This is a genomic window from Streptomyces sp. SID4985 (assembly GCF_009863025.1).
Lineage (GTDB): Bacteria > Actinomycetota > Actinomycetes > Streptomycetales > Streptomycetaceae > Streptomyces.
In genome coordinates this window covers 1-25,548 of record NZ_WWIR01000624.1, presented here as the reverse complement: position 1 = coordinate 25,548, position 25,548 = coordinate 1, and the positions used below count along the sequence as shown (strand labels likewise).

At 71.2% G+C, this 25,548-nt stretch carries 18 protein-coding genes; 8 read left to right on the top strand and 10 right to left on the bottom strand.

Annotated features, from left to right (window positions below; translation table 11 throughout):
* Positions 1-11 precede the first annotated feature (11 nt).
* Entirely contained in the window at positions 12-1,298 is a 1,287-nt protein-coding gene (locus tag GTW40_RS26475; protein WP_161182688.1) for a hypothetical protein, read from the top strand.
* A gap of 78 nt (positions 1,299-1,376) precedes the next feature.
* On the opposite strand, the gene GTW40_RS26470 is transcribed toward GTW40_RS26475, so the two are convergent.
* The 4 genes from GTW40_RS26470 to pta all read right to left on the bottom strand — a co-directional run bounded on the left by GTW40_RS26470 (position 1,377) and on the right by pta (position 9,057).
* Complete coding sequence (locus GTW40_RS26470; RefSeq protein WP_161182677.1) at positions 1,377-4,070, bottom strand: tetratricopeptide repeat protein; 2,694 nt, start codon at positions 4,068-4,070, stop codon at positions 1,377-1,379.
* A gap of 159 nt (positions 4,071-4,229) precedes the next feature.
* Positions 4,230-5,657, bottom strand: a complete 1,428-nt coding sequence (gene pyk / locus GTW40_RS26465) for a pyruvate kinase (protein WP_161182676.1) — start codon at positions 5,655-5,657, stop codon at positions 4,230-4,232.
* 98 nt (positions 5,658-5,755) lie between these two features.
* Positions 5,756-6,964, bottom strand: a complete 1,209-nt coding sequence (locus GTW40_RS26460; RefSeq protein WP_161182675.1) for an acetate kinase — start codon at positions 6,962-6,964, stop codon at positions 5,756-5,758.
* Positions 6,961-9,057: a phosphate acetyltransferase gene (gene pta, locus GTW40_RS26455; RefSeq protein WP_161182674.1), complete on the bottom strand. Its 2,097-nt coding sequence runs from the start codon at positions 9,055-9,057 to the stop codon at positions 6,961-6,963. Before pta ends, GTW40_RS26460 begins: the two co-directional genes overlap by 4 nt.
* Before the next feature lie 289 nt (positions 9,058-9,346).
* On the opposite strand from pta, the gene GTW40_RS26450 reads away from it, so the two are divergent.
* Entirely contained in the window at positions 9,347-10,372 is a 1,026-nt protein-coding gene (locus tag GTW40_RS26450; RefSeq protein ID WP_161182673.1) for an ATP-dependent 6-phosphofructokinase, read from the top strand.
* 52 nt (positions 10,373-10,424) lie between these two features.
* Here GTW40_RS26450 and GTW40_RS26445 read toward each other — a convergent pair whose 3' ends face one another.
* The gene (locus tag GTW40_RS26445) at positions 10,425-11,126 is read right to left on the bottom strand and encodes a response regulator (protein ID WP_161182672.1); all 702 of its coding nucleotides are present in this window, start codon (positions 11,124-11,126) and stop codon (positions 10,425-10,427) included.
* Positions 11,123-12,754, bottom strand: coding sequence for a sensor histidine kinase (locus GTW40_RS26440; protein WP_161182671.1), 1,632 nt, complete (start codon positions 12,752-12,754; stop codon positions 11,123-11,125). The genes GTW40_RS26445 and GTW40_RS26440 overlap by 4 nt, the downstream gene beginning before the upstream one ends.
* Before the next feature lie 151 nt (positions 12,755-12,905).
* Here GTW40_RS26440 and GTW40_RS26435 point away from each other — a divergent pair, with 151 nt between their 5' ends.
* Entirely contained in the window at positions 12,906-14,288 is a 1,383-nt protein-coding gene (locus GTW40_RS26435) for a cation:dicarboxylase symporter family transporter (RefSeq protein WP_161182670.1), read from the top strand.
* A gap of 104 nt (positions 14,289-14,392) precedes the next feature.
* On the opposite strand, the gene GTW40_RS26430 is transcribed toward GTW40_RS26435, so the two are convergent.
* Positions 14,393-15,007: a TetR/AcrR family transcriptional regulator gene (locus GTW40_RS26430; protein ID WP_202486455.1), complete on the bottom strand. Its 615-nt coding sequence runs from the start codon at positions 15,005-15,007 to the stop codon at positions 14,393-14,395.
* Positions 15,008-15,154: 147 nt separating this feature from the next.
* Between GTW40_RS26430 and GTW40_RS26425 the strand changes: the two genes are divergently transcribed.
* On the top strand, positions 15,155-16,972 hold the full coding sequence (locus GTW40_RS26425) for an MFS transporter (RefSeq protein WP_161182668.1): 1,818 nt from the start codon (positions 15,155-15,157) through the stop codon (positions 16,970-16,972).
* A 103-nt stretch (positions 16,973-17,075) separates the two neighbouring features.
* Complete coding sequence (locus GTW40_RS26420; protein ID WP_161182667.1) at positions 17,076-17,834, top strand: DUF2127 domain-containing protein; 759 nt, start codon at positions 17,076-17,078, stop codon at positions 17,832-17,834.
* A 15-nt stretch (positions 17,835-17,849) separates the two neighbouring features.
* Here GTW40_RS26420 and GTW40_RS26415 read toward each other — a convergent pair whose 3' ends face one another.
* Both GTW40_RS26415 and GTW40_RS26410 read right to left on the bottom strand, forming a co-directional pair.
* Entirely contained in the window at positions 17,850-18,764 is a 915-nt protein-coding gene (locus GTW40_RS26415; RefSeq protein ID WP_161182666.1) for a phosphotransferase, read from the bottom strand.
* Positions 18,765-18,772: 8 nt separating this feature from the next.
* Entirely contained in the window at positions 18,773-21,445 is a 2,673-nt protein-coding gene (locus tag GTW40_RS26410; protein WP_161182665.1) for a hypothetical protein, read from the bottom strand.
* Positions 21,446-21,583: 138 nt separating this feature from the next.
* Between GTW40_RS26410 and GTW40_RS26405 the strand changes: the two genes are divergently transcribed.
* The 3 genes from GTW40_RS26405 to GTW40_RS26395 all read left to right on the top strand — a co-directional run bounded on the left by GTW40_RS26405 (position 21,584) and on the right by GTW40_RS26395 (position 24,800).
* Positions 21,584-22,009, top strand: a complete 426-nt coding sequence (locus GTW40_RS26405) for a MerR family transcriptional regulator (protein WP_161182664.1) — start codon at positions 21,584-21,586, stop codon at positions 22,007-22,009.
* Positions 22,006-22,344, top strand: a complete 339-nt coding sequence (locus tag GTW40_RS26400; protein ID WP_272919042.1) for a thioredoxin domain-containing protein — start codon at positions 22,006-22,008, stop codon at positions 22,342-22,344. Before GTW40_RS26405 ends, GTW40_RS26400 begins: the two co-directional genes overlap by 4 nt.
* A gap of 173 nt (positions 22,345-22,517) precedes the next feature.
* Entirely contained in the window at positions 22,518-24,800 is a 2,283-nt protein-coding gene (locus GTW40_RS26395) for a UvrD-helicase domain-containing protein (RefSeq protein WP_202486454.1), read from the top strand.
* A gap of 46 nt (positions 24,801-24,846) precedes the next feature.
* On the opposite strand, the gene GTW40_RS26390 is transcribed toward GTW40_RS26395, so the two are convergent.
* On the bottom strand, positions 24,847-25,548 hold a 702-nt coding region (locus GTW40_RS26390; protein ID WP_202486453.1), incomplete at its 5' end, for an alpha amylase C-terminal domain-containing protein.

Below are 25,548 nucleotides of genomic sequence, written 5' to 3'. Positions count from 1 at the left end.
CCCGGCTCCACATGCCGGCCGGCAAGGCGATAGCCTCCGTGGCGATGCCGACGGCCGTCATCATGGGCATGGGCTTCACGTCCACGCTCGCCATCGCCGACAGCACCGGCACCAGCCCCGCGTCCAACAGCCAGAAGGCGGCGGACTACAAGGACTGCGTGAGCGCGCTGGACGGTTCCGGGGACGCGTCCCCGTCGGCGAGCGCGTCGGCCACGCCGTCCGCGACCGCGACGCCCTCCGCGACGGACTCCTCCAAGAACTCCCCGAACTCCTCTGACTCCTCCGGCACTTCGGGCTCCGACGGTTCCTCGGGTTCCAAGGGGTCGGAGTCCAAGGGCTCTTCGGACCCGCAGGGCGGTGCGGACAACGCCTCTTCGCCGGATTCAGGTTCCGACGGCAAGGCCGCCGCGCTCCCGAGCGCCCCGAAGGGCGACGCGCAGTCGTCCCCGGCCGCCGAGACGCCCGCCACCACCCCGGCCCCGTCCAAGAGCGCCGACGGCGGTCTGCTCGGCTCTCTCGGCAACGCGATCGGTGACGTCCTCACCGGCGGCAAGCAGGCCGTCGGCGCCACGACCCCGGCGCCCGCCGCGTCGTCGACCGCGCCCGCTCCGGCCCCTTCGGCCACGTCCGGTACGGACAAGGCCGACGCGGACAAGGCCGGTACGAGCGGTGGCGCCGCGACCACCAAGAAGGCGCCGCGCGCGGTCCAGGGCACCCCGGAGAAGGACGCCGCCACCACGCCGTCCGCCACGCGGAGCCCGTCCGCCGACCCCTCCACGAGTGCCTCGCCCGACCCCTCCGCGAGCGACTCGGCCGCGCCGGAGGACTGTCTCAAGGCCACCGACGACAAGGGGGGCGTGGACAACAAGCTGGAGGTGGCGAACGACCCCTGGTACCTGAACGCCAGCTCCCTGCTGCTCAAGGGCGCCGACTACAAGGGTGTCGTCGAGGTCCGCACGGCCGACGGCACCACCAAGAAGGTGCTGAAGTACGTCATCTCCGGCGGCACCGACATCGGCGACCTGCACCAGACCGTGAAGGACGAGCAGGCGGGCAAGACGTACCACGTCCAGGCGGCCAAGGGCTCGATGTCCACCATCACCGGCGGTGACACGGTGATGTACACCGAGAGCATCTCCGGCAACCTCTTCGGCCTGATCCCGGTGACCTTCAGCCCCGACAGCCCGCCCCCGCTGAACATCCCCCTGATCTACTTCACCGACGCCAAGGTGACCCAGGCGGGCCAGTTCGGCGGCAATCTCCACATCCCCGGCATGCAGGTCTACACCACGGACTGAACCCCCGAGCCACTCCGGGAGCCGCGAAAACGTGGCCCGGTTCCCCTCACCGGGGGGACCGGGCCACGTGCGCGTCGGTCACTCCTCGTCCGGCACCGCGCGGGCGCCGTCCCGGCCCGCCATCCGCACGAACGCCGGATGGTCCGCGACGGCGGCCGCCTCCAGCGCGGCCGCCTCCTCGGCGGCGCCGTCCGCGCGCAGGGCCCGGATCAGGTCGTGCAGGACCGCCGCCTCGTTCCACTCGTAGGCGCCGCCCCGGTAGACGGCGAAGGCCGCCTCCAAGTCGTCGCGCGCCTCGCGGAACCGTCCCAGTTCCCGGTACGCCACACCCCGCAGATGCAGGGCCATGGCCTCCGCGTACGCGTCACCGGCCCGGCCGGTCACCTCGATCGCCCGGGTGAGCGGCGCCAGCGCTTGGTCCGGACGGTCCTGGCGCAGCTGGAGCCAGCCGACGTCCCGCTCGGTGTGGGCGCACCACATCTCGTTCCCCAGCTGCTCGAACAGGTCGAGGGCCGCCCGCACCGAGGCCCAGGCGTCGTCGAACCGCCCGAGCCCGGCGTACACCCGGATACGCGCGTTCTGAACGCGGCCGGTCCACAGCCGTTCGCCCAGGGGACCGAGGATGTCCTCGGCCTTGTCGTAGGTCTCCAGGGCCTGTTCACGGCGTCCGAGCAGCCGGTAGATCTTGCCCAGGGCGTAGAGGCTCGCGCCCTCCCAGACCCGGTCGTTCAGCACCTTGAAGTCATGGACGGCCTGTTCCAGGAGCGGGGCCGCCTCCTCGGGCCTGCGCAGATAGCCCAGGGTCTCGGCCAGGGTGCGCCGCAGCCGGGCCCTGGCCCGGGTGTCCCCGGACTCCAGGGCCAGCCGCAGGGCCTCCCGCTGGCTCTCCTCCGCCTTCTCGGGACTGCCGCGCCACCTCTGGAACTCGCCCAGTTTCTCCAGGGAGTTCAGCACGTGCCACGGATCGTCCCGGGTGCGCAACGCGTCGACGGCCCGGCTCATGTGCTCCAGCGCGGCCGGATAGTCGTTCTTGGCCGCGTACGCCCTCGCCACGACCATGCGGTCCCGCGCCGCCTGCACGTCGTCCGGGGCCGTGGCGTCCTCGGCGACGAGCAGTTCCAGGGCCGTGTCCGGCGCTCCCTCCGCCAGGGCGGCCAGCGCGCGCCCCCGGCGCAGGCTCCGTACCACCCGGGGCCGGTGCTCCGTTCCCTCCCGGAAGAGCCACTGGGCCGACGCCGAGGACAGGGTCATGTCGTCGAGGAAGTACGACAGCGCCTCGGCCGTCTCCGTGCCCGTGGCCTCCATGTCCAGGCGCCGGGCGCGCGCGATCGCCCACTGGACACGCTCGCCCTCCCGGGCCACCCAGGGACCGGCCGACTCACGGTCCGGCTCCCCGGCGCCCTCCCGGGGTGCCTCGGCGGCGAGTTCCGGGGCCCGGGCCGCCGCCAGGCGTACGACGGCGTCGCGGTAGGCGCGCACCAGACGCTCCTCGGCCGTCCGCCGTTCCTCCGGCGGCAGGGTGTCGTACTGCTCGCTCGCGAAGACACGCACGAGGTCGTGGAAGCGGTAGCCGGACTCCGCCGAGTCTCCGCCGCCCGCCTCCATCAGGCCGACCGCGACCAGTTCGTCGGTGACGCCTCCCGTCATGCCCGGGTGCGGCAGGGACCGGCCGACATGCCAGTCGGTGAGGCCCCCGACGGGCAGCGAGGCCAGCAGGCCCACCGCCGTGCGGACGGTCTCGGGGAGGTCCCGGTATGTCAGGGACAGACACGCCTGAAGGCTCAGGTTCTCGTAGACCAGCTCGTGCAGCCGTGCCCGTTCGTCCTCCAGCCGCGCGCGCATCTGCCGGAGCGTCAGGTCCTCCCGCACGCCGATCTTGCCGCCCACGATGCGCAGGGCCAGCGGAAGACGCCCGCAGAACTGCACGATCTCCAGTGCCGCGGCCGGATCGGCGGCGACACGTTCCGGGCCCGCGTACGCGCTGAGCACCTCCAGCGCCTGGTCCTCCTCCGGGAGCTGCACCTTCACGCCACGGCGCCGGGTGACACCGCCGGCCGACAGCTCCCGTCTGCTCGTCACGAGGACCGAGCAGCCCGCCCCCACGGGCAGAAGTGGCTGGATCTGTTCCGTGCTGTGCGCGTTGTCCAGGACGACCAGCAGCCGGAGGCCGTTGGTGAGGCTGCGGAACAGCGCCGCCCGGTCCTGCGTTCCCCGGGGGATGTCGGGCATCGCCGCGCCCAGGCTGCGCAGGAACTCCGCCAGGACCCCGCCCGCCTCGCGCGGGGCGTCCGCGTCACCGCGCAGATCGACGTAGAGCTGTCCGTCGGGGTAGTGCTCCTTGACGCGGTGGGCCGCGTGCAGGGCGAGCGCGGTCTTTCCCGTACCGGCCGCGCCGTGGACCACGGTCACCGCCGCCTGTCCGGCCGAAGGGTCTCCCGGCAGTACGTCGCCCGTCGGGGGCGGTACGTCCCGGAGCCGTTCGACGAGGCTGTCCCGCAGGACGTCGCGTCCCACGAGGACGGGCTCATGGGGGAGTTGGCGCCGCAGTTCGAGCCCGGGACCGCCCGAGGCCACGAGATCGTCGGCCGAGTGGCGGTACATGAAGGCCGACAGACCGCCCACCAGCACGGCGGCACCCGCGAAGGTCCCCAGCGCCCACCTGTCCTTCAGGAAACCGAAGATCAGGTCTCCCGACATCCCGCCCACGGCGACGACTCCCGCCGTACTGGCGAGCAGCAACCGCCTGCGGCGGATCTGCGGCTGATTCGTCACGCTGCCCCCCGGATCGACGTGGCCGGATGATCGCATGGATCACCGGGGGCACGGAACAGGCGGGAGCCTTATCGAGACGGCGGGTGCCGTCCAACGCCGAAGGCGCCCCCCGTCGCAGGGAGCGCCCTCGGTGATGCGTGAATCCTCGGAGAGGAGACGTCAGTTGGCGTCGCCGCCCACGTGGTGCACCCGGACCATGTTGGTGGTGCCGGGGACGCCGGGGGGCGAGCCCGCGGTGATGATGACCGTGTCGCCCGCGCTGAAGCGGTTGAGGCCGGCCAGCTCCTGGTCGACCATGTCGACCATCTCGTCCGTGGTGTTCACGAACGGCACGACGTGCGACTCGACGCCCCAGCTGAGGGTCAGCTGGTTGCGGGTGCCCTCGTCGGTGGTGAAGGCGAGGATCGGCTGGGCGGCGCGGTAGCGCGACAGACGGCGGGCGGTGTCACCGGACTTGGTGAACGCGATCAGGCCCTTGGCGCCGAGGAAGTCGGCGATCTCGGCCGCCGCGCGGGCCACCGAACCGCCCTGCGTGCGCGGCTTCTTGCCCGGCACCAGCGGCTGGAGGCCCTTGGAGAGCAGCTCCTCCTCGGCCGCCTTGACGATCTTCGACATCGTCTTCACGGTCTCGACCGGGTACGCGCCCACGCTCGACTCGGCCGACAGCATGACCGCGTCGGCGCCGTCCAGGATCGCGTTGGCCACGTCGGAGGCCTCGGCGCGGGTCGGCCGCGAGTTGGTGATCATCGACTCCATCATCTGGGTCGCGACGATCACCGGCTTGGCGTTGCGGCGGCACAGCTCGATCAGGCGCTTCTGCACCATCGGGACCTTCTCGAGCGGGTACTCGACGGCGAGGTCACCACGGGCGACCATCACGCCGTCGAACGCCAGCACGACGTCCTCCATGTTCTCGACCGCCTGCGGCTTCTCCACCTTGGCGATCACCGGAACACGGCGGCCCTCCTCGTCCATCACCTTGTGGACGTCCTGCACGTCCTTGGCGTCGCGGACGAAGGACAGCGCGACCATGTCGCAGCCCATGCGGAGCGCGAAGCGCAGGTCCTCGACGTCCTTCTCGGACAGCGCGGGCACGTTGACCGCCGCGCCGGGCAGGTTGATGCCCTTGTGGTCGGAGACCACACCGCCCTCGATGACGATCGTCCGCACCCGCGGGCCCTCGACGTCGACGACCTTCAGCTCGACGTTGCCGTCGTTGATGAGGATCTGGTCGCCGCGCGAGACGTCACCCGGCAGGCCCTTGTACGTCGTACCGCAGATCTGCTTGTCGCCCGGCACGTCCTCGGTCGTGATGACGAACTCGTCACCGCGCTCCAGCTCGACCGGACCCTCGGCGAAGGTCTCCAGGCGGATCTTCGGGCCCTGGAGGTCGGCCAGCACACCGATGGGGCGGCCGGTCTCCTTGGAGGCGGCGCGGACGCGGTCGTACCGCGCCTGGTGCTCGGCGTGGGTGCCGTGGCTGAAGTTGAAGCGGGCCACATTCATGCCCGCCTCGATCATGGCGACGAGCATCTCGTGGGAGTCGACCGCGGGGCCGAGAGTACAGACGATTTTCGAACGGCGCATGAGGCGATCCTATCGGTTTGTTTCACTGCGGAATATTCCGCCCTGCGGAGATACAAATGGGCGGACAGGCGCTCAGGCGTGTTACTGCGGTGTAATGCTTAGCTCTTCTTTCCGACCAGCGCATAGGTCTGCGTGGCGATCTCCAGTTCCTCGTCGGTCGGTACCACGGCGACGGCCACCCGCGCGGACGCGGGCGAGATCAGCCGGGCCCCGTCGGCCCGTTCGGCGTTCCGTTCCTCGTCCACCGCCAGGCCAAGGCCCTCAAGGCCCGCGACCGCCGCCGAGCGCACGGCCGCCGCGTTCTCCCCGACCCCGGCGGTGAACGCCACCGCGTCCACCTGCCCGAGTACGGCGTAATAGGCGCCGATGTACTTCTTGACGCGGTGAATGTAAATGTCGAAGGCGAGGGACGCCTCTTCGTCGCCCTCCTCGATCCGGCGGCGGATCTCCCGCATGTCATTGTCCCCGCACAGTCCGAACAGACCGCTCCTCTTGTTCAGAAGAGTGTCGATCTCGTCCATGGACATTCCGCCGACACGGGCCAAATGGAAGATGACGGCCGGGTCCAGATCACCGGAGCGCGTGCCCATGACCAGACCCTCCAGCGGCGTCAGCCCCATCGAGGTCTCCACGCACCGCCCGCGCTCCACCGCCGACGCCGAGGCGCCGTTGCCCAGGTGCAGCACGATCACGTTGACCTCGTCAGGGGCCTTGCCCAGCAGCTTCGCGGTCTCGCGGGAGACGTAGGCGTGCGAGGTGCCGTGGAAGCCGTAGCGGCGGATGCGGTGCCGGTCGGCGATCTTCGGGTCGATCGCGTAGCGCGCCGCCGACTCCGGCATCGTCGTGTGGAAGGCGGTGTCGAACACGGCGACCTGGGGCAGGTCGGGGCGCAGCGCCTGGGCGGTGCGGATGCCGGTGAGGTTGGCCGGGTTGTGCAGCGGGGCGACGGGGATCAGCCGCTCGATCTCGGTGAGCACCGCGTCGTCGATGACGGTGGGCTCGGTGAAGAACATGCCGCCGTGCACCACCCGGTGCCCGATCGCGGCCAGTTCGGGCGAGTCGAGGCCGAGCCCGTCGCGGGCCAGCTCCTCGGCGACCGCCTTCAGCGCGGTCTCGTGGTCGGCGATCGGGCCGTTCTGCTCACGGGTCTCGCCGGTGGCGACCAGGGTGTGGCGCAGCCGCGAGGTCTGCTCGCCGATCCGCTCGACCAGGCCCACCGCGAGCCGGCTGCTGTCCCGCATGTCCAGGAGCTGGTACTTCAGCGAGGACGAGCCGGAGTTGAGGACGAGGACACGGGTGGGGGTCACTGCGCGGAAGCCCTTTCGGTTTCGGTCGGCTGCTGGGCCTGGATGGCGGTGATGGCGACTGTCGTCACGATGTCGGGGACGAGAGCGCCCCGCGACAGGTCGTTGACCGGCTTGCGCAGGCCCTGGAGGACCGGGCCGACCGCGATGGCGCCCGCGGAGCGCTGCACGGCCTTGTAGGTGTTGTTGCCGGTGTTCAGGTCGGGGAAGATCAGCACACTCGCCTGGCCCGCGACCTCCGAGCCGGGCAGCTTGGTCGCGGCCACGGCGGCGTCCACGGCCGCGTCGTACTGGATCGGCCCCTCGATCTTCAGGTCGGGCCGCCGCGAGCGCGCCAGCTCGGTCGCCGTGCGCACCTTCTCCACGTCGGCGCCCGAACCGGACGTCCCCGTGGAGTACGACAGCATCGCGATCCTCGGCTCCACGCCGAACTGCGCCGCCGTCGCCGCCGACTGCACGGCGATGTCCGCGAGCTGCTCGGCGTCCGGGTCGGGGTTGACCGCGCAGTCGCCGTAGACCAGCACCTTGTCGGCCAGGCACATGAAGAAGACGGACGAGACGATCGAGGAGTCCGGCCTGGTCTTGATGATCTCGAAGGCGGGGCGGATCGTCGCGGCGGTGGAGTGCACCGAGCCGGAGACCATGCCGTCGGCCAGGCCCTCCTGGACCATCAGCGTGCCGAAGTAGTTCACGTCGGTGACCACGTCGTACGCCAGCTCCACGGTGACGCCCTTGTGGGCGCGCAGCGCGGCGTACTTCTCCGCGAAGGAGTCGCGCAGTTCGGAGGTCGCCGGGTCGATCAGCTGGCTGTCGCCCAGGTCGATGCCGAGGTCGGCGGCCTTCTTGCGGATCTGGTCCTCGGGGCCGAGCAGCGTGAGGTCGCACACGTCCCGGCGCAGCAGCACCTCGGCCGCGTGCAGCACCCGCTCCTCGGTGCCCTCGGGGAGCACGACCCGGCGCTTGTCGGCGCGGGCCCGCTCCAGGAGCTTGTGCTCGAACATCATCGGCGTGACCCGGTCGCCGCTCGGCGCCGAGACCCGGCCCGCGAGGCCCGCGGTGTCGGCGTACCGCTCGAACAGGCCCAGCGCGGTCTCCGCCTTGCGCGGGGTGGCGGCCGTCATCCGGCCCTCCAGCGAGAACAGCTGCTCGGCGGTCGGGAAGCTGGTCCCGGCCACCGAGAGCACCGGAGTGCCGGGGGCGAGACGGGCGGCCAGGGTGAGGATCTCCTTGCTCGGCACCTCGTTCAGGGTGAGCAGCACACCGGCGATGGGCGGGGTGCCCGCGTTGTGCGCGGCGAGCGCGCCCACGACCAGGTCGGCGCGGTCGCCCGGGGTCACGACCAGGCAGCCGGGGGTCAGGGCGGCGAGGAAGTTGGGCAGCATGGCGCCGCCGAAGACGAAGTCAAGGGCGTCACGGGACATCCCGGCGTCGTCCCCGAGCAGGACCTTGGCGCCCAGCGCGTGCGCGATCTGCGAGACGGTCGGCGCGGACAGGGCGGGCTCGTCGGGCAGCACGTAACAGGGCACGGGCAGCCGGTCGGCGAGGCGCTCGGCGATCTCGTCGCGGTCCTCGCGGGCGACCCGGTTGGCGACCATGGCGAGCACGTCGCAGCCGAGGCCCGCGTAGGCGCGGAAGGCGTTGCGGGTCTCGGCGAGCACGGCGGCGGCGGTCTGCTTGCGGCCGCCCACGATCGGGATCACGGAGGCGCCGAACTCGTTCGCGAGCCGGGCGTTGATCGCCAGCTCGTCGGGGAGCTGGGTGGCGGCGAAGTCGGTGCCGAGGACCAGGACCACGTCGTAGTCGCGGGCCACCCGGTGGAAGCGGTCGACCAGGACGGAGACCAGCTCGTCGGTGCCGCGCTCGGCCTGGAGGCTGGACGCCTCCTCGTAGTCCATGCCGTAGACCGTCGCCGGGTCCTGGGTGAGGCGGTAGCGCGCCCGCAGCAGCTCGAACATCCGGTCCGGCCCGTCGTGCACCAGGGGGCGGAACACCCCGACCCGGTCGACCTGCCGGGTCAGCAGTTCCATGACTCCCAGTTCGACGACCTGACGGCCGTCGCTCCGGTCGATCCCGGTCACGTACACGCTGCGCGTCACGCGTGCTCTCCGATCCTTGCTCGTACGACTCCGCCACCTGGGGGATCGCCGTACGCCGGCACAAAAATCGCCCACCGAGGTGAGCACAACCCTCTTGACAATACTCTGGGCCGTCGATAAGGCGCCCGTCAGCCCGGGGGGTCACGCAGGGTGCGCATCGCCTCCGGCGGTGGTGCCCGGAAAGGGGCGGCGGGGGCGGTCGGGAGGGTGGTGGTCGTCGGCTCTTCGGCGGCCGTGAAAGAATCGAAGCGGCTCACCGGTACCCACAGCGAGCAGGAGACACAGCACGATGCGCATCGGAGTTCTCACCGCAGGCGGCGACTGCCCGGGCCTGAACGCCGTGATCCGGTCGGTCGTGCACCGCGCGGTGGCGCACTACGGCGACGAGGTCATCGGCTTCGAGGACGGCTACCGAGGTCTGCTCGACGGCCACTACCGTTCCCTCGACCTGGACGACGTCAGCGGCATCCTCGCCCTCGGCGGCACCATCCTCGGCTCCTCCCGCCTGGAGCGGGACCGGCTGCGCGAGGCGTGCGAGCGGGCCACCGACATGGCCGAGGAGTTCGGCATCGACGCGCTGATCCCGATCGGCGGCGAGGGCACGCTGACGGCGGCCCGGATGCTGTCGGACGCGGGTCTGCCGGTCGTCGGCGTGCCGAAGACCATCGACAACGACATCTCCGGCACCGACCGCACCTTCGGCTTCGACACCGCCGTCGGCGTGGCCACCGAGGCGATGGACCGCCTGAAGACCACGGCCGAGTCGCACCAGCGGGTGATGGTCGTCGAGGTCATGGGCCGCCACGCGGGCTGGATCGCCCTGGAGTCCGGCATGGCCGCCGGTGCCCACGCCATCTGCCTGCCCGAGCGCCCCTTCGACCCGGCCGACCTGATGAAGATGGTCGAGGAGCGCTTCGCGCGCGGCAAGAAGTTCGCCGTGATCTGCGTCGCCGAGGGCGCCCACCCGCTCGACGGCACGATGGACTACGGCAAGGGCGAGATCGACCAGTTCGGCCACGAGCGCTTCCAGGGCATCGGCACCGCGCTGGCCTACGAACTGGAGCGCCGCCTCGGCAAGGAGGCCCGCCCGGTCATCCTCGGCCACATCCAGCGCGGCGGCACCCCCACCGCCTACGACCGCGTCCTCGCCACCCGCTTCGGCTGGCACGCCGTGGAAGCCGCCCACCGGGGCGACTTCGGCGGCATGACCGCCCTGCGCGGAACCGACATCACCCTGGTCCCGCTCGCGGAGGCGGTCACCGAACTGAAGACGGTGCCGGTGTCGCGGATGGACGAGGCGGAGTCGGTCTTCTAGCCGGTCCCGCCTTTCAGCTCTTTCAGCCGGTCCTGCCCGGAGGGAAGGCGCCTCAGCGGCCCTTCCCCTCCGGCAGCCAGTGGTACATCAGCTCCGGGCGCCCCACCTGGCCGTACTGCGGCCGTCGGACCGCCCGGGCCGACTCCACCAGGTACTCCAGATAACGGCGCGCCGTGATGCGCGAGATGCCCACCTCCTCGGCGACCCCGGCCGCCGTGAGACCCTCCGCGCCGTCCCGCAGTACGGCCGTGACCCGCTCCAGCGTAGGCGCGCTCAACCCCTTCGGCAGGGCCGTCGGGGTCGGGGCGCGCAGGGCGGCGAGGGCTCGGTCGACGTCTTCCTGGCCCGTGGCCTCGCCCGCGGAGGCGTGGTAGTCGGCGTAGCGGAGGAGGCGGTCGCGGAGGGTGGCGAAGGTGAAGGGCTTCAGGACGTACTGGACGACGCCCAGGGAGACGCCTTCGCGGACGACGGCCAGGTCGCGGGCCGAGGTGACCGCTATGACGTCGGCCTGATGGCCCGCCGCGCGCAGGGAGCGGGCGAGCTGGAGGCCGTGGACGTCGGGGAGGTGGAGGTCCAGGAGGAGCAGGTCGACCGGGGTGCGGTCGAGGAGGCGGAGGGCCCGGGCGCCGGTGGGGGCGCTGCCGACCGCGGTGAAGCCGGGGACGCGGTTGACGTAGAGGACGTGCGCGTCGGCGGCGACCGGGTCGTCCTCCACTATCAGGACCCGAATCGTGCGTTCTCCGGTGGCCGTCATGCCTCGCCTCCCGCCCCGACCGCGGTGTGCAGCGGCAGCCGGGCCTCGAACAGCGCGCCGCCCTCCGCCGCCTCCGTCACCGTCAGGGTGCCGCCGAGCCGGGTCACCGCCTGACGGACCAGGGCCAGACCGAGCCCGCGCCCGCGTCCGCCGGGACCGGCCGGTTTGGTCGACCAGCCGCGCTGGAACACCAGCCCCGCGTGGGCCGGGTCGACACCCGGACCGGTGTCGGAGACCCGCAGGACCAGGGAGTGCGCGGACCCGGACGCGTACGCCGTCACCGTGACCCGCGCGCCCGGACCGCCCTGGGCCGCGTCCACCGCGTTGTCGATGAGGTTGCCGAGGACGGTCACCAGGTCCCGGGCGGTCAGGCCGGGCGGCAGGACCCCGTCGTCCAGGCGGCTGTCGGGGGAGACCACCAGCTCCACGCCCCGCTCGTTCGCCTGCGCGGTCTTGCCGAGCAGGAGGGCCGCGAGGACCGGTTCGCCCACCGCCGCGACCACCCGGTCGGTCAGCGCCTGGGCCAGCTCCAGTTCGGCCGTGGCGAACTCCACCGCCTCCCCGGCCCGGTCCAGTTCGATCAGCGAGACCATGGTGTGCAGCCGGTTCGCCGCCTCGTGCGCCTGTGCGCGCAGCGCCTGGCTGAAGCCCCGCTCGGAGTCCAACTCGCCCATCAGTGACTGGAGTTCCGTCACGTCCCGGAGCGTCACCACCGTGCCCCGACGCTCCCCGCCGGACACCGGCGAGGTGTTGAGCACGAGGACGCGGGAGGCGGTCAGGTGTACTTCGTCCACGCGGGACTCACGGGAGAGCAGCGCCCCGGTCAGGGGGCCCGGCAGTCCCAGCTCCGCCACCGGCCGCCCCACGGCGTCCTCGCCGAGGCCGAGCAGTTCGCGCCCGCCGTCGTTCGCCAGCGCCACCCGCCCCTGCCCGTCCAGCATCAGCAGACCCTCGCGCACCGCGTGCAGCGCGGCCTGGTGGTAGTCGTGCATCCGGCTCAGCTCGGCCGCGTTCATGCCGTGGGTGTGGCGGCGCAGCCGGACGTTGACGACGTACGTGCCCACCGCGCCGAGCAGCAGCGCCGCGCCCGCCACCGCGAACAGCGCCGTCACCTGGTCCTGGACCCGCGCGCTGATCGCCTCCACCTTGATGCCCGCGCTGACCAGGCCCACGATCCGGCCGCCGTCCCGCACCGGAGTCACCGCGCGCACCGAAGGGCCGAGCGTGCCGGTGTACGTCTCGGTGAAGGTCCGCCCCCGCTGCGCGGGCCCGATCCGGCCGAGGAACCGCTTGCCGATCTCCCCGGTGTGCGGGTGGGTCCAGCGGATGCCGTCGGGGTTCATGATCGTGACGAAGTCGACGTCGGCGTCCCGGGTGACCTGGAGGGCGTACGGCTCCAGGTCGGCCGTCGGGTCCGGGGTGCGGATCGCCGCGCGCACCGAGGGCGCGTCCGCGATGGTCCGCGCCACCGCCCGCACCTGCCGTACGGCCGCGTCCTCGGCCTGCCGCCGGTCGCTGACGTAGGTGAACAGCGCGTACCCCGCCACCACGACCGCTATCAGTACGGCCTGCATGGCGAACAGCTGGCCCGCGAGGCTGCGGGGCAGGGGGAGGGCGGGCGGACGCATCCCAGCAGTGTGCCTGTCCATCCCGGCGTGAACTAAATGAACGCAAGGGTGACCGCCGTCACATGGCGGGAGATAGTACGGCGATCCCCCGCACCGCCCGGACGTGAGCCGCACGCCGAAGGTGCCGACGAAGACGTCAAGGAGGGCAGCCGTGGCCGCCAGCACCCCCGATACGGCACCTGCCGAACCCGCCGTGAAGCGGGACCGCACCCACTATCTCTACATCGCCGTCATCGTGGCGGTCGCCCTCGGCATCGCCGTGGGCCTCATCTGGCCCGACGCCGGAGTCGAGCTGAAGCCGCTGGGCACCGGCTTCGTGAACCTCATCAAGATGATGATCTCGCCGATCATCTTCTGCACGATCGTGCTCGGCATCGGTTCCGTACGGAAGGCCGCCAAGGTCGGCGCGGTCGGCGGCATCGCGCTCGGCTACTTCACCGTCATGTCGCTGGTGGCGCTCGCCATCGGCCTCGTCGTCGGCAACGTCCTGCACCCCGGCGAGGGCCTGCACCTGACCGACGCCCTCCGCCAGACCGGGCACGCGCAGGTATCCAGCGACGCACTGCCCCCGGTGGACTTCGTGCTGTCGATCATCCCGGTCACCTTCGTGTCCGCCTTCACCGAGGGTCAGGTCCTGCAGACCCTGCTGATCGCGCTGCTCGCCGGGTTCGCGCTCCAGGCGATGGGCTCGGCCGGACAGCCGGTCCTGCGCGGCATCGAGCACATCCAGCGGCTGGTCTTCCGCATCCTCGCCATGGTCATGTGGGCCGCGCCCATCGGCGCGTTCGGCGCCATCGCGGCCGTCGTCGGCTCCGCCGGACTGGACGCGCTCAAGAGCCTCGCCGTGCTGATGCTCGGCTTCTACGTCACCTGTGTGCTGTTCGTCTTCGTGGTGCTCGGCGCGCTGCTGCGGATCGTCTCCGGGCTGAACGTCTTCTCGCTCTTCAAGTACCTCGCCCGCGAGTTCCTGCTGATCCTGTCGACCTCGTCCTCGGAGTCCGCGCTGCCCCGGCTCATCGCCAAGCTGGAGCACCTCGGAGTCAGCAAGGCCGTGGTCGGCATCACCGTCCCGACCGGGTACTCCTTCAACCTCGACGGCACCATGATCTACATGACCATGGCGTCCCTCTACATCGCCGACGCCCTCGGTACACCCATGTCGATCGGCGAGCAGATCCCGCTGCTGCTCTTCCTGCTGCTCGCCTCCAAGGGTGCGGCGGGCGTCAGCGGCGCCGGACTCGCCACGCTGGCCGGCGGACTCCAGTCGCACAAGCCCGCGCTGGTGGACGGCATCGGCCTGGTCGTCGGCATCGACCGCTTCATGAGCGAGGCGCGCGCCCTGACCAACTTCGCGGGCAACTCCGTCGCCACGGTGCTCATCGGCACCTGGACCAAGGAGATCGACGTGGAGCGGGTGAAGCGGGTGCTCTCGGGTGAACTTCCCTTCGACGAGACGACGTTGCTCGACGACGGCGACGCCTCGCGGGAACCCCGGGAGCGCGAGGGCGGGGAGAAGGAACTGGCCACGGCGTGAGGCTCCGCCGGTTCGCGAACCTCGCCACGAGCCGGGGCCGTTGAAAACTCCGGACGCCCGGCCCCGCCTGAACCGGGGCCGGGCGTCCGGCCGTTGAGGACGGTCTAGACGTGGCCCCGCGCCCGCTCCACCAACTCGACCGCCCGCTCCGCCGGCACCCCGGCCGCCGTCAGCATCGTCACCGCCGCCGCGCTCCCCGCCTCCTCGGCCGGGAGCGCGCCCTCGTTCACGGCCTCCATCACCGCGAACAGCATCTGCTCGTGGACGAGCGAGAGTGCCGCGGGCGGCAGCGGGGAGACGAACGTGCCGTCCTCCAGGCCGCGTTGGAGCAACTGGGCCTTCTCCGCGCGCAGCGGGGCGAGCCGGTCGCGGATGCCCTGCACGGTGACCGTGCGCTGGGCGAGGGCCACCAGCAGCCGGTAGCGGTCGGCGATCTCCCAGACCGTGAGCACCGAACGGGCCACCGCCTCCGCCGGGTCCGTCACATCCGTCCGGGCGCACGCGTCGGTCTCCGTCAGCACCTGCACCGCCTCGTCCACGAGCGTGCCGATCAGCGCCTCGCGGCTCGGGAAGTGCCCGTACACCGTGCGCCGTACGACGCCCGCCGCGCGCGCGATCTGGTCCATCGAGGCCTCGGGGTCACGCAGCAGTTCGGCGAGCGCGACATCGAGGATGCGGCGCCGGTTGGTGTCGGCGCGGCTGGGGTTACCCGTGGTCATGGCAGTCATTGTGCACATCCTCTCGACTTGCACAGCGTTGTGCAACGGCGTACATTGCACATCGTTGTGCAATTGCACGCCCCTGTGCAAATCGATTTCGCGCAGGTTGTCCCGTCGCGCACGCTGTTGAGGAAGGCCACCCCTGCCATGCGACTCGTCATGAACGAACCGGTCGAGCGAACGGGGCGCCCGTACCCCCGGCGCTGGTGGGCACTGCTCGTGCTGTGCCTCAGCCTGTTGATCATCGTGATGGCGAACACCGCCCTCACGGTCGCCGCTCCCGACATGACCCGTGACCTGGGGCTCTCCAGCGCCGACCTCCAGTGGGTGATCGACGGCTACACCGTTCCGTACGCCGCGCTGATGCTGCTGCTGGGCGCGATCGGCGACAAGTACAGCCGTCGCGGGGCGCTGATCCTCGGCCTCACCGTGTTCGGCGGGGGAGCGGTCTTCGGGTACTTCGCCGACAGCTCCACCACCGTCATCGCGGCGCGTGCCGTGATGGGCTTCGGGGCCGCGCTGATCATGCCGGCCACGCTGTCGCTGCTCGCGGCGACCTTCCCGCGCGCCGAGCGCGCCAAGGCCATCACCCTGTGGACCGCGACGGCGGGCCTCGCCATCGCCGCCGGACCGGTCGTCGCGGGCGCCCTGCTGCGCGACCACGGCTGGTCCTCGACCTTCCTGATCAACGTGCCGATCGCGGCCGTCGCGATCGTCGCCGCCCTGGTCCTCGTACCGCCGTCCAAGTCGGGCCACCGCGAGCGGATCGACTACGTCGGCGGCCTGCTCTCGGTCGTCTGGGTCGGCGCGCTCGTCTACATGATCATCGAGGGCCCGCACTTCGGCTGGGGCACCAAGGCCGTCACCGCCGCGGTCGTCGCGGGCCTCGGCCTGCTCGCCTTCGTCGGCTGGGAGCTGCGGCACCCGCGCCCGGTCCTGGACGTACGCCGCTTCGCCGACCGCCGCTTCGCGGGCTCCAACCTCGCCGTCGCCCTGTTCTTCCTGGCCGTCTTCGGCGCCTTCTACTACCTGACCCAGCACCTCCAGTTCGTCCTGGGCTACGACGCCCTGGAGACCGGCGTACGGATGCTGCCGCTGGCCGGCGCGGTCTTCGTCGGCTCGGCGCTCACCGGCTGGCTCACCCCGCGCGTCGGGATGCGCTGGACGGTCGGCGCGGGCATGCTTGGCGGCACGGTCGCGCTCGCACTGCTGACCCGCGTGGACGCGGGCTCGACGTACGGCGACTTCGTGGCGCCCCTCGTCGTCCTGGGCCTCGCCATCGGCCTCGCCCTCTCGCCCTGCACCGACGCGATCATGGGCTCCTTCCCGGAGTCCGAGCTGGGCGTGGGCGGCGCGGTCAACGACACCTCCCTGGAGCTGGGCGGCTCGCTCGGCATCGCGATCCTCGGCTCGCTCCTCGCCACGTCCTACGGCGACCACCTGACCTCGGCGACTCGCGGGTCCGGCCTCCCGGCCAACGCCCTGGCGACGGCCCGGGACTCGGTCGGCGCGGGCTACGCGGTCGCCCAGGGCATCGGCGACAAGGCCCACGCCCTCGCCGCGAAGGCAGCCGCCGCGACCGACCCGCAGCAGGCGGCCCAGCTGAAGGCCCAGGCGACCCAACTGGCCTCCGGCGCGCACCGGATGGCCGAGGCGGTCGGCGCGTCGTTCTCCGACGCGGTGGCCCACACGAGCCTGATCGGGGCGGTGATTCTGGCGGTGGGCACGGTGGTGGTGACGGTGTTGCTGCCGGGGCGGGGTGGGGCGGAGGCGGCGGGGGTTGCCGAGGCCGCTGGGGTTGCTGAGGCGACTGGGATGGCTGGAGTTGCCGAGGCCGCTGAGGTGGCCGACGACGCGAAGGAGGCGGCCGTGGAGGCGGAGCCGAAGTCGTCACCGCAGCCGAAGCCGTCACCGCGGTCGGCACGGGAACCCGCCGCGGAACCGGCCGAAACCGCGGCCAAGTGACCGCCCCGACCGACTGACCCATCACGATCCACTAACGTGCCGTGCCGGACCCGCGAACGCGCGGTACCGGCACGGCACGGCACGTCATACGGAGGCACGGGGGATGAAGATCGACTGGGACCGGCGGACCTGCGCGCGCAAGGGCCATGTGACCTACGCGCCGGACGACCCCCGCCTCCGCATACGCCTGCACGCCCGCACCGAACTGGGCGACATCTGGCGCTGCCTGCGCTGCGGCGACTTCACCCTGGGCGAGCCCCACGGCTCGGGCCCGGCGTCGGAGGCCCCGCTCGTCCCGCGCGGAAAGGTGCTGCGGGACCTGTTCATCCTGCGCTTCCTCGCGGTGGAACGGGCGCTGCGCGGGGTGTTCATCGTCCTCGTCGCGGTCGCGGTCTGGAAGTTCAGCAACAGCCAGGACGCGGTGCGCCGCCTCTTCGACGAGTACCTGGACGTCTTCCGCCCGGTCTTCCGCCACTTCCACTACGACCTGGACCACTCCCCGGTCATCGGCTCGATCCAGAAGGCGTTCGGCTACCACCACTCCACCCTCCTGGCGGTGGCGGCCGTGCTCCTCGCCTACGCCCTGATCGAACTCATCGAAGCGGTCGGCCTCTGGTACGCCAAACGCTGGGCGGAGTATCTGACCGTCGTCGCCACGGCCGCCTTCCTCCCCCTGGAAATCTACGAACTCACCGAACACATCAGCTGGGTCAAGATCGCCACCCTGACCCTCAACATCCTCGCCGTCCTCTACATCGCCCTGACCAAGCGGCTGTTCGGGCTGCGGGGTGGGCGGAGGAAGTTCGACGAGGAGCGGCGGAGTGCTTCGTTGCTGGAGGTGGAGGAGTCGGCGGGGGTGTGATCAGTCCCGCCGGGTTCAGAACGGAGCGGGAACTCCGGGAAGGCTCAGCAAGTGTGGTGCGCGGAGGCTGAGGTGGTCATGGAGCCAACGGGCGTCCCCCAACTCGTCGAGGACATAGCAGTCGAGGAGCCGCCGGAACTGGAAGAGCGGCAACAGCGCGTCGAGACCGGACTGGTCGAACCCGTCCCGGCCGTAGGCGTCCAGGAGCGGAGCCATCTGTGCGCCGCGGGGCAGGTCGACAGCGAGGGCCCAGGCCAGGTCGAACTCGGGCGGCGCGATGTGGATCGCTCCGGGATCGAGAATTCCGGCGAGGCGTCCGCCCTCGGTGGCGAGCGCGTTGTGGGACACGGCGATGTCGCTGTGAACAGCGGTCATCTCCAGCCCGCGGCTGGTTTCGGCCAGAAGCTCGGCGAAGGCGGGGTAGGTGTCGGGGTGGAACTTTCGCGCGCTGCCCAGCATGACGCCGAGACCACCGGGGTCGTCGAGAGCGAGGCCGGCGAGGGGCACCTGTTCGTGCCAGCTGCGAAGTGCCCTGCCGAGACTGTGCTGTTGCGCCGGGGTGGGGTGGCGAACGACACTTCCGTGGATCCGCTCCAGGACCAGCCACCAGCGGTTGCCGTCCCGCTCCGAGGTGGTGCCGTGATCCAGGAGAGCGGGAACCGGTATGCCGGTGAGCGGTCCGATCGCGGCGAACCAGAGCGCGGTGTCGAGGAGTTCATGAAGTCGATGTTGGGCTTTGGCGATGGTCGCGGCGCCGAAGGCGACTGGACCGTTGTAGTCACGTCCGACAGGCGGACCGTCATACGCCGGGCGCCGGGTGGCCGCGGCCAGGGCCGCCTGAACCTGGCACTCGGGCACGCGGTCGGTGGGGAACAAGGCACGGGTGTCGCCGAGGTCGAGGGGGCCGCAGCGGGTGAGGCGTCGTGGCACGGGCTGAGTCATTCCCCTCGCCGGTCGCGGGCAAGCAATCTGTCCAGGGGTGCTTGCCAGCGCTGACGCGCGGTTTCCGGCTCGATCCAGTCGATGGAGGCGAATGCGACGTGGTGGTCGGGGGCCGTCCAGAGTTCGGTGATCGCGGTCCAGACAGGTGGGCCGAGAGGGCGATCGGCATGTGCGGCAGCGGCAAGGCTTCGCGCCGTGTTCCGGGCGTCGGGCAGCTTGCGTTGCCCGAGAAGGACGAGGGTTTCGATGGCCTCGATCGGAAGGAGGTCGAAGGTCACCCCCGCGACGGCGTGGCCTGCCCTGGCCCGGTCGAGGAGTTGCTCGGCTCGGTCCCAACGGCCGCGGTGCGCGTGGACGAGGGCGTCCGCCACGTCACACTGGGCGAGGCCGATGGTGTCACCCAGCCGGCTGTTGAGGTCCCGGGCCTCGGTGAGGAAGTCGGCCGCCGTGTCGGGTTCGAGCCACATGTGAGTCAGCGCGAGGTGCCGTGTGGCACGGGCGGTCCACAGGGTGGATCTGGCCTCACGGGCGTGCTGAAGCGCTCGGCCGAAGTGCTCTGTCGCACGCTGGAACCTCGCGTTGTGCAACTCCAGGTGGCCCAGCGCGTCGGCGGAACCGCTCTGGGCGATCCGAGGTTCCAGCGCCGGGCTCACCGCGAGCAAGGGGGCGGTGAAGCGGCTGGTGCGGAGCGCCAGGCCGATCAGTCCGAGCTGTGCCTCGCTGCCGAGGGGTTCGGCTTCGTCGACGACGGCGGTGAAGGCGCGCTCGGCTCCGTCGAGTTCCCCGCAGGAGAACGCGAGGTTTCCCCGCACGACCTCTCCGTAGGCGGCGTACGGGTCACCTTCCTTTCGCGGCAGCGCTCGGAGCTGGGCGAGGCGCACGCGGGCTTCGAGGTTCGTGTCGGCCGAGATCCGGGCTGTCTCCCGCAGGCGGATCAGTTCCCCCGCCGCGTCACTTGGGATTGCCGGTAGTCCCAGGAGTACCTGCCACTGCCCGAGTTCATAGAGCACGTAGGCGAGTTGACCAAGGTCAGGAGGCAGGATCCGGTGTTCGACAGCGGCTTGGAAGCTGAGCAGGAACGCGGACACGGCTCGGGGGAGGTAGGTCGCGGCGGTGGCACGGTGGCCCCCCGCAGTGCTTTGTCCTCGGTGCTCCGTCAGCGCGGACTCGGCGAGGTGTCCCACGGCACGCATCGCCGCTTGCTGGCGCTCCTTGGGCGTCCAGCCGTCCGGCGTGTGGTCGTCGCACGCGTTGACAGCCTGCCTGAGGCTTTCGTGCAGGCGATAGGCGGGCCAGCTCGTGTCGTCCGAGAGCACCAGTGCGCGGTGGAGGAAGTCCTCGATGCGACGCCTGCGCACTCCGGGGAGCGCGGCGGCGAGGGTGTCCGGGTCGAAAGCCTGCAGCACGGCGGCGGCACGCAGCAAGTCCCGGTCCACCACGTCGAGATCCCGCATGAGACGGACGACGAGTTCGGGGAAGGGAAGGCCGAAGAGCTCTTCCTCCGGAGTCTGGCCACGGGCGGCGATCTGCTCGTAGAGCGAGGCCGACAGTTCGAGGTAGTGGGGTGAGCCGATGGAGCCTTCGATGATGCGGCGGCGCAGTTGCTGCGGAATCGCTGGCCGGCCTTCGCGGGTAAGGCGGGACCGAAGATATTCGTCCGCTTGGGGATCGTCGAAGCCTTCCAGGGCGAGCTGGTCGCCGCTCGGAGTGGAGGTGTCGGCCTGATCCGGTGCCCGCAGGCCCGGCCAGCGCTGCGGCCCTCCGTAGACGAGGGTTGTGGCACGGATCGGGTCGTGCCAGGTCAGATGGCGTCGGGACGAGGCGAGGAAGAGGACGTTGGGCATGAGATAGACCAGGCGTGAGACCAGGTCCTCCAGGCCGTCCCGCTCGGGCGGGAGGACCTGGACGTGCTCGAAGGTGTCGAGCAGGCAGAGCACCAGGGTCGGCTCCCTGCGCCGATGGGCTTCCAGGTCACGAGCGAGAAGGACGGGCAGGTAACCGAGCATCCGGTCGGGGTCGGTCTCGTTGATCAACGCCTCGAAGGGCGGGAACTCCCGGATCAGATGCTTCACGCGGTTGTTCTGCGTGGCCTTCTGCCCGACCAGCTTCAGCAACTGGTAGCCCAGACCGACGAGACCGAAACCGCCGGCCATCTGGTCCACAGTGTTCGCCACCTGGTCGGCGACGCGCGCGGCCGCCGCGCCTGCCGCGTCATGCCGACGCAGGAAGGTCACCAGGTTCTCGCCCGGGTGCTTGCGTTCCCAGTACAGGGCGAGGGCCAGATCGAACGCGGGCCAGCTGCGGCCCAGTGATCCGACGGCCGCCCGGATACGCAGGAGCACCGCCTCGAAGCCGAGCGCGTCAGGGTCCGCGAAGTTGATCTGTGCTGTGGCGCCGCGGGAGGGGAGTCCGGCGAGTTGGCCGGTGGCCGCCAACCGTGCGGCCTGCCGGAGCAGGGTGCTCTTCCCCGCTCCGCCGAGGCCGATGAACGTGAGCAGGTTCTCCGCCGGACGCTGGAAGTCCATCAGCTCGGTGGGCGTCCAGCTTCGCGAGGCTTGTGCGAGGCAGCGGTCCCGGAAGGCTGCCAAGGGGACTTGACGATCAGTGAACACCTCGTGCACCTCGAAAGGCGCAGCCGGACCCAGGGCGAAAAACCGATCAATATCCACATGGCAATGACAGCATGCGTACGCAGGGTTCCGGGGTGAGATCGCCGAGTTGGCCCGACCACGCCATGTCGTCAGGCCACGACCATCACGGCGTCACGGGTTGCCTTGCCCCCCACGTCAACCCCTACCGTCCCTGACATGCGAATCGGCGAGCTGGCCACGCGGGCCGGTACGACCACCCGGGCTCTGCGGTACTACGAGGCGCGGGGGCTGTTGCCCGCGCGGCGGGATGCGCAGGGGTATCGGGAGTACGACGAGGGGGATCTGCGGGTGTTGCGGCAGATCCGGACGCTCAGGGACTTCGGGTTCGAGCTGGAGGAGACGCGGCCGTTCGTGGAGTGTCTGCGGGCCGGGCATCCCGAGGGGGACGCGTGTCCGGCGTCGCTCGTGGTCTACCGGCGCAAGCTGGACGAGCTGGACGAGTTGATCGGGCAGCTCGCGGCGGTGCGGGAGACGGTCGCGGGGCAGTTGCGGCGGGCCGAGGAGGCGCGGGCGGAGCTGGCCGCCGAGTCGCTGGTTCCGGGGGGTCCGGAGCCTTCGTGCGAACTGGGAGGGCCGCGATGAGCGTGGCGAGCGGACTGGCCGAAGTGACGGACGCGGATTTCGCGGTGGAGGTGATCGGCTCCGACCTGCCGGTGCTGGTGGAGTTCACGGCCGACTGGTGCGGGCCGTGCCGCCAGATGGTGCCGGTGCTCAAGGACATCGCCTTCAGCGAGGGCGACCGGCTCAAGGTCGTCCAGGTGGACGTGGACCGCAACCCGGCGACGGCCCTCGCGCACGGCGTGCTCTCCGCGCCGACCCTGGTCGTCTACCGCGACGGCGCGCCGGTCAGGTCGATGGTGGGAGCACGCTCCAAGCGACGGCTGCTGGAGGAGCTGGCCGACGCCGACGTGCTGTGAGACCCCTGGCGGGCTCCCGCAGGCCCCCTCCGCGGCCTCGTGGACATCCCCCCGCGGCTCCGCGGACATAAGGAAATCCCCGAGCAATTGCGCTCGGGGGATTTCCTTATGTATATTCATTGATTCGCGACTTCCGTAAAGGCGATCGCGAAGAAGTTCAGTGAGCACAGTATATGCGGGCGGGAGTGGAATTGTCAAACACAGAATTTCCGGACGATGAATTGCGGCACGAGCAGGAATTCATCGACGGACTGTACGAGCGCGTGGACGTGTTGCGCGGCGAGGCCGAGACCTCGGTCAAGGACGCCCTCGCGCAGGGCGACAAGCCTCAGCAGGCCCGGCTGGAGCGGGACATCCTGGTCGCCGAGCGCTCCGGGCTGCTCGCCGCGCTGAACTCCGTCGACGGCTCCCTCTGCTTCGGCCGGATTGACATGTCCGACGACGCCACCCACCACATCGGCCGCATCGGACTGCGCGAGGAGGACGTCGAACGCACCCCGATCCTCGTCGACTGGCGTGCCGACGTCGCCCGTCCCTTCTATCTCGCCACCGGGCACACCCCGATGGGTCTGCGCAGGCGCCGGCACATCACCACCGAGGGCCGCAGCGTCACCTCCTTGCACGACGAGATCCTCGACCTCGGCGACCAGGAGCGCACCGGACACGAGGACCCCACCGGCGACGCCGTGCTGCTCGCCGCGCTGAACTCGGCCCGCACCGGCCGCATGGGCGACATCGTGCGCACCATCCAGGCCGAGCAGGACGAGATCATCCGGGCCCCGCACCGGGGCGTGCTCGTGGTCGAGGGCGGCCCCGGCACCGGCAAGACCGCGGTGGCACTGCACCGCGCCGCCTACCTCCTCTACGAGCACCGCGAACTGCTGGCCCGCCGCGCCGTCCTCATCGTCGGCCCCAACCCCGCCTTCCTCGGCTACATCGGCGAGGTGCTGCCCGCGCTCGGCGAGACCGGCGTACTGCTGGCCACCGTCGGCGAGCTGTTCCCCGGGGTGCGGGCCACCGCCACGGACACCCCCGAGGCCGCCGCCGTGAAGGGCCGCGCGGAGATGGCCGACGTGATCGCCGCCGTCGTACGCGACCGGCAGGCGCTGCCCGACCCGGTGATCACCGTCGAGCACGAGCGCGAGGTGCTGATGCTCGACCAGGGCCTCGTCGGCGTCGCCCGCGAGCGCACCCGCGCGACCGGGCTGCCGCACAACGTGGCCCGTGAGCACTTCGAGGGCCACATCCTCAACGCGCTGACCGAGCTGTACGCCGAACGCGTGGGCACCGACCCCTACGACGGCACCAGCCTCCTCGACCCCTCCGACATCACCCAGATCCGTGACGAACTCGCGGAGAACCCCGAAGTCTGGTCCGCCATCGACCAGTTGTGGCCCCGCGTCACCCCGCGCCGGCTGATCGCGGACTTCCTCGCGGAGCCCGACGGCCACCTCCCGGCGGCGGACGCCGACGCGATCCGCCGCCCGGAGACCCGCGCCTGGACCGTCGCGGACGTGCCGCTGCTGGACGAGGCCGCCGAACTCCTCGGTGAGGACGACCGGATGATCCGCGCCCGCGCGGAACGCGATCGGCAGCACCAGATCGCCTTCGCGCAGGGCGTGCTGGACGTGTCGTACGCCTCCCGCACCTACGAGTTCGACGACAAGGAGGAGCTGGACGCCGACGCCTCCGAGGTGCTGTCGGCGCACGACATCATCGACGCCGAGCGCTTCGCCGAGCGCCACGAGGAGGCCGACCACCGCAGCGCCGCCGAACGCGCGGCCGCCGACCGCACCTGGGCCTTCGGGCACATCATCGTGGACGAGGCGCAGGAACTCTCCCCGATGGCCTGGCGGTTGCTGATGCGGCGCAGCCCGACCCGCTCCATGACCCTGGTCGGCGACCCCGCCCAGACCGCCGAGGCGGCGGGCGTCGGCTCCTGGTCGGACATCCTCGCGCCCTACGTCGAGGACCGCTGGGAACACACCCGCCTCGGCGTCAACTACCGCACCCCGTCCGAGATCATGGACCTCGCCGCAGGCGTGGTCCGCGCCACCGACCCGGACTTCGAGCCGCCCACCTCCGTCCGCTCGACGGGCGCACGGCCCTGGGTGCGCGAGGTGACCGACGACCTCCCCGGCGCCGTAGCCGAGGCGGCCGCCGAACTCACCCCGGACGAGGGCCGCTTGGCGATCATCGCCCCCCGCCCCCTCCATCCGGCCCTCGCCGCCCGCCTCGACGGCATCACCGCCGGAACCGAACCCGACCTGACCCGGCGCGTCGTCCTCCTCGACCCCCGCCAGGCCAAGGGCCTCGAATTCGACTCGGTCCTGGTGGTGGAACCCGGCGACTACGGCACGAGCGACCTATATGTCGCCCTGACCCGCGCCACCCAGCAACTGGGCGTCCTGCACAGCGAGAAGCTCCCGGCGGGGCTGGCCCCGGCCGCCGTGTGACGGCACCGGTCCGGGAGCGCACGGCTCCCGGACCGGCCCACTTGGCTCACGCCGGACGCAGCCACACCGTCGAAAGCGGCGGCAGCGTCAGCCGGACACTCGCCGGGAAGCCGTGCCAGGGCTGGGGTTCCGGCTTGATCACGTCCGGGTTGGTGACGTCGCTGCCGCCGTAGTGGGCGCTGTCGGTGTTGAGGGTCTCGTGCCAGGCGGGGATGTCGTCGGGGACGCCGAGGCGGTAGTCGTGGCGGACCACCGGGGAGAAGTGGGACACCGCCAGGAGCGGGGTGCCGTCGGCGTCGCGGCGCAGGAAGGCGAGGACGTTGTCGTCGGCCGCGTCGCCCATGACCCAGGCGAAGCCCGAGGGGTCGGTGTCCCGCTGCCACAGGGCCGGGGTGGCGCGGTACTGGGTGTTGAGGTCGCGCACCAGGTCCCGTACGCCCCGGTGGTCGGCGGCGGCGCCGTACGACGGGTCGAGCAGCCACCAGTCCGGGCCGTGCGCCTCGGACCACTCCGCGCCCTGGGCGAACTCCTGGCCCATGAAGAGCAGTTGCTTGCCGGGGTGGGCCCACATGAAGGCGAGGTAGGCGCGCAGGCTCGCCCGCTGCTGCCACCAGTCGCCCGGCATCTTCGACACCAACGACCGCTTGCCGTGGACGACTTCGTCGTGCGAGAGGGGCAGGACGTAGTTCTCGCTGTACGCGTACACCATCGAGAACGTCATCTCGTGGTGGTGGTACTTGCGGTGCAC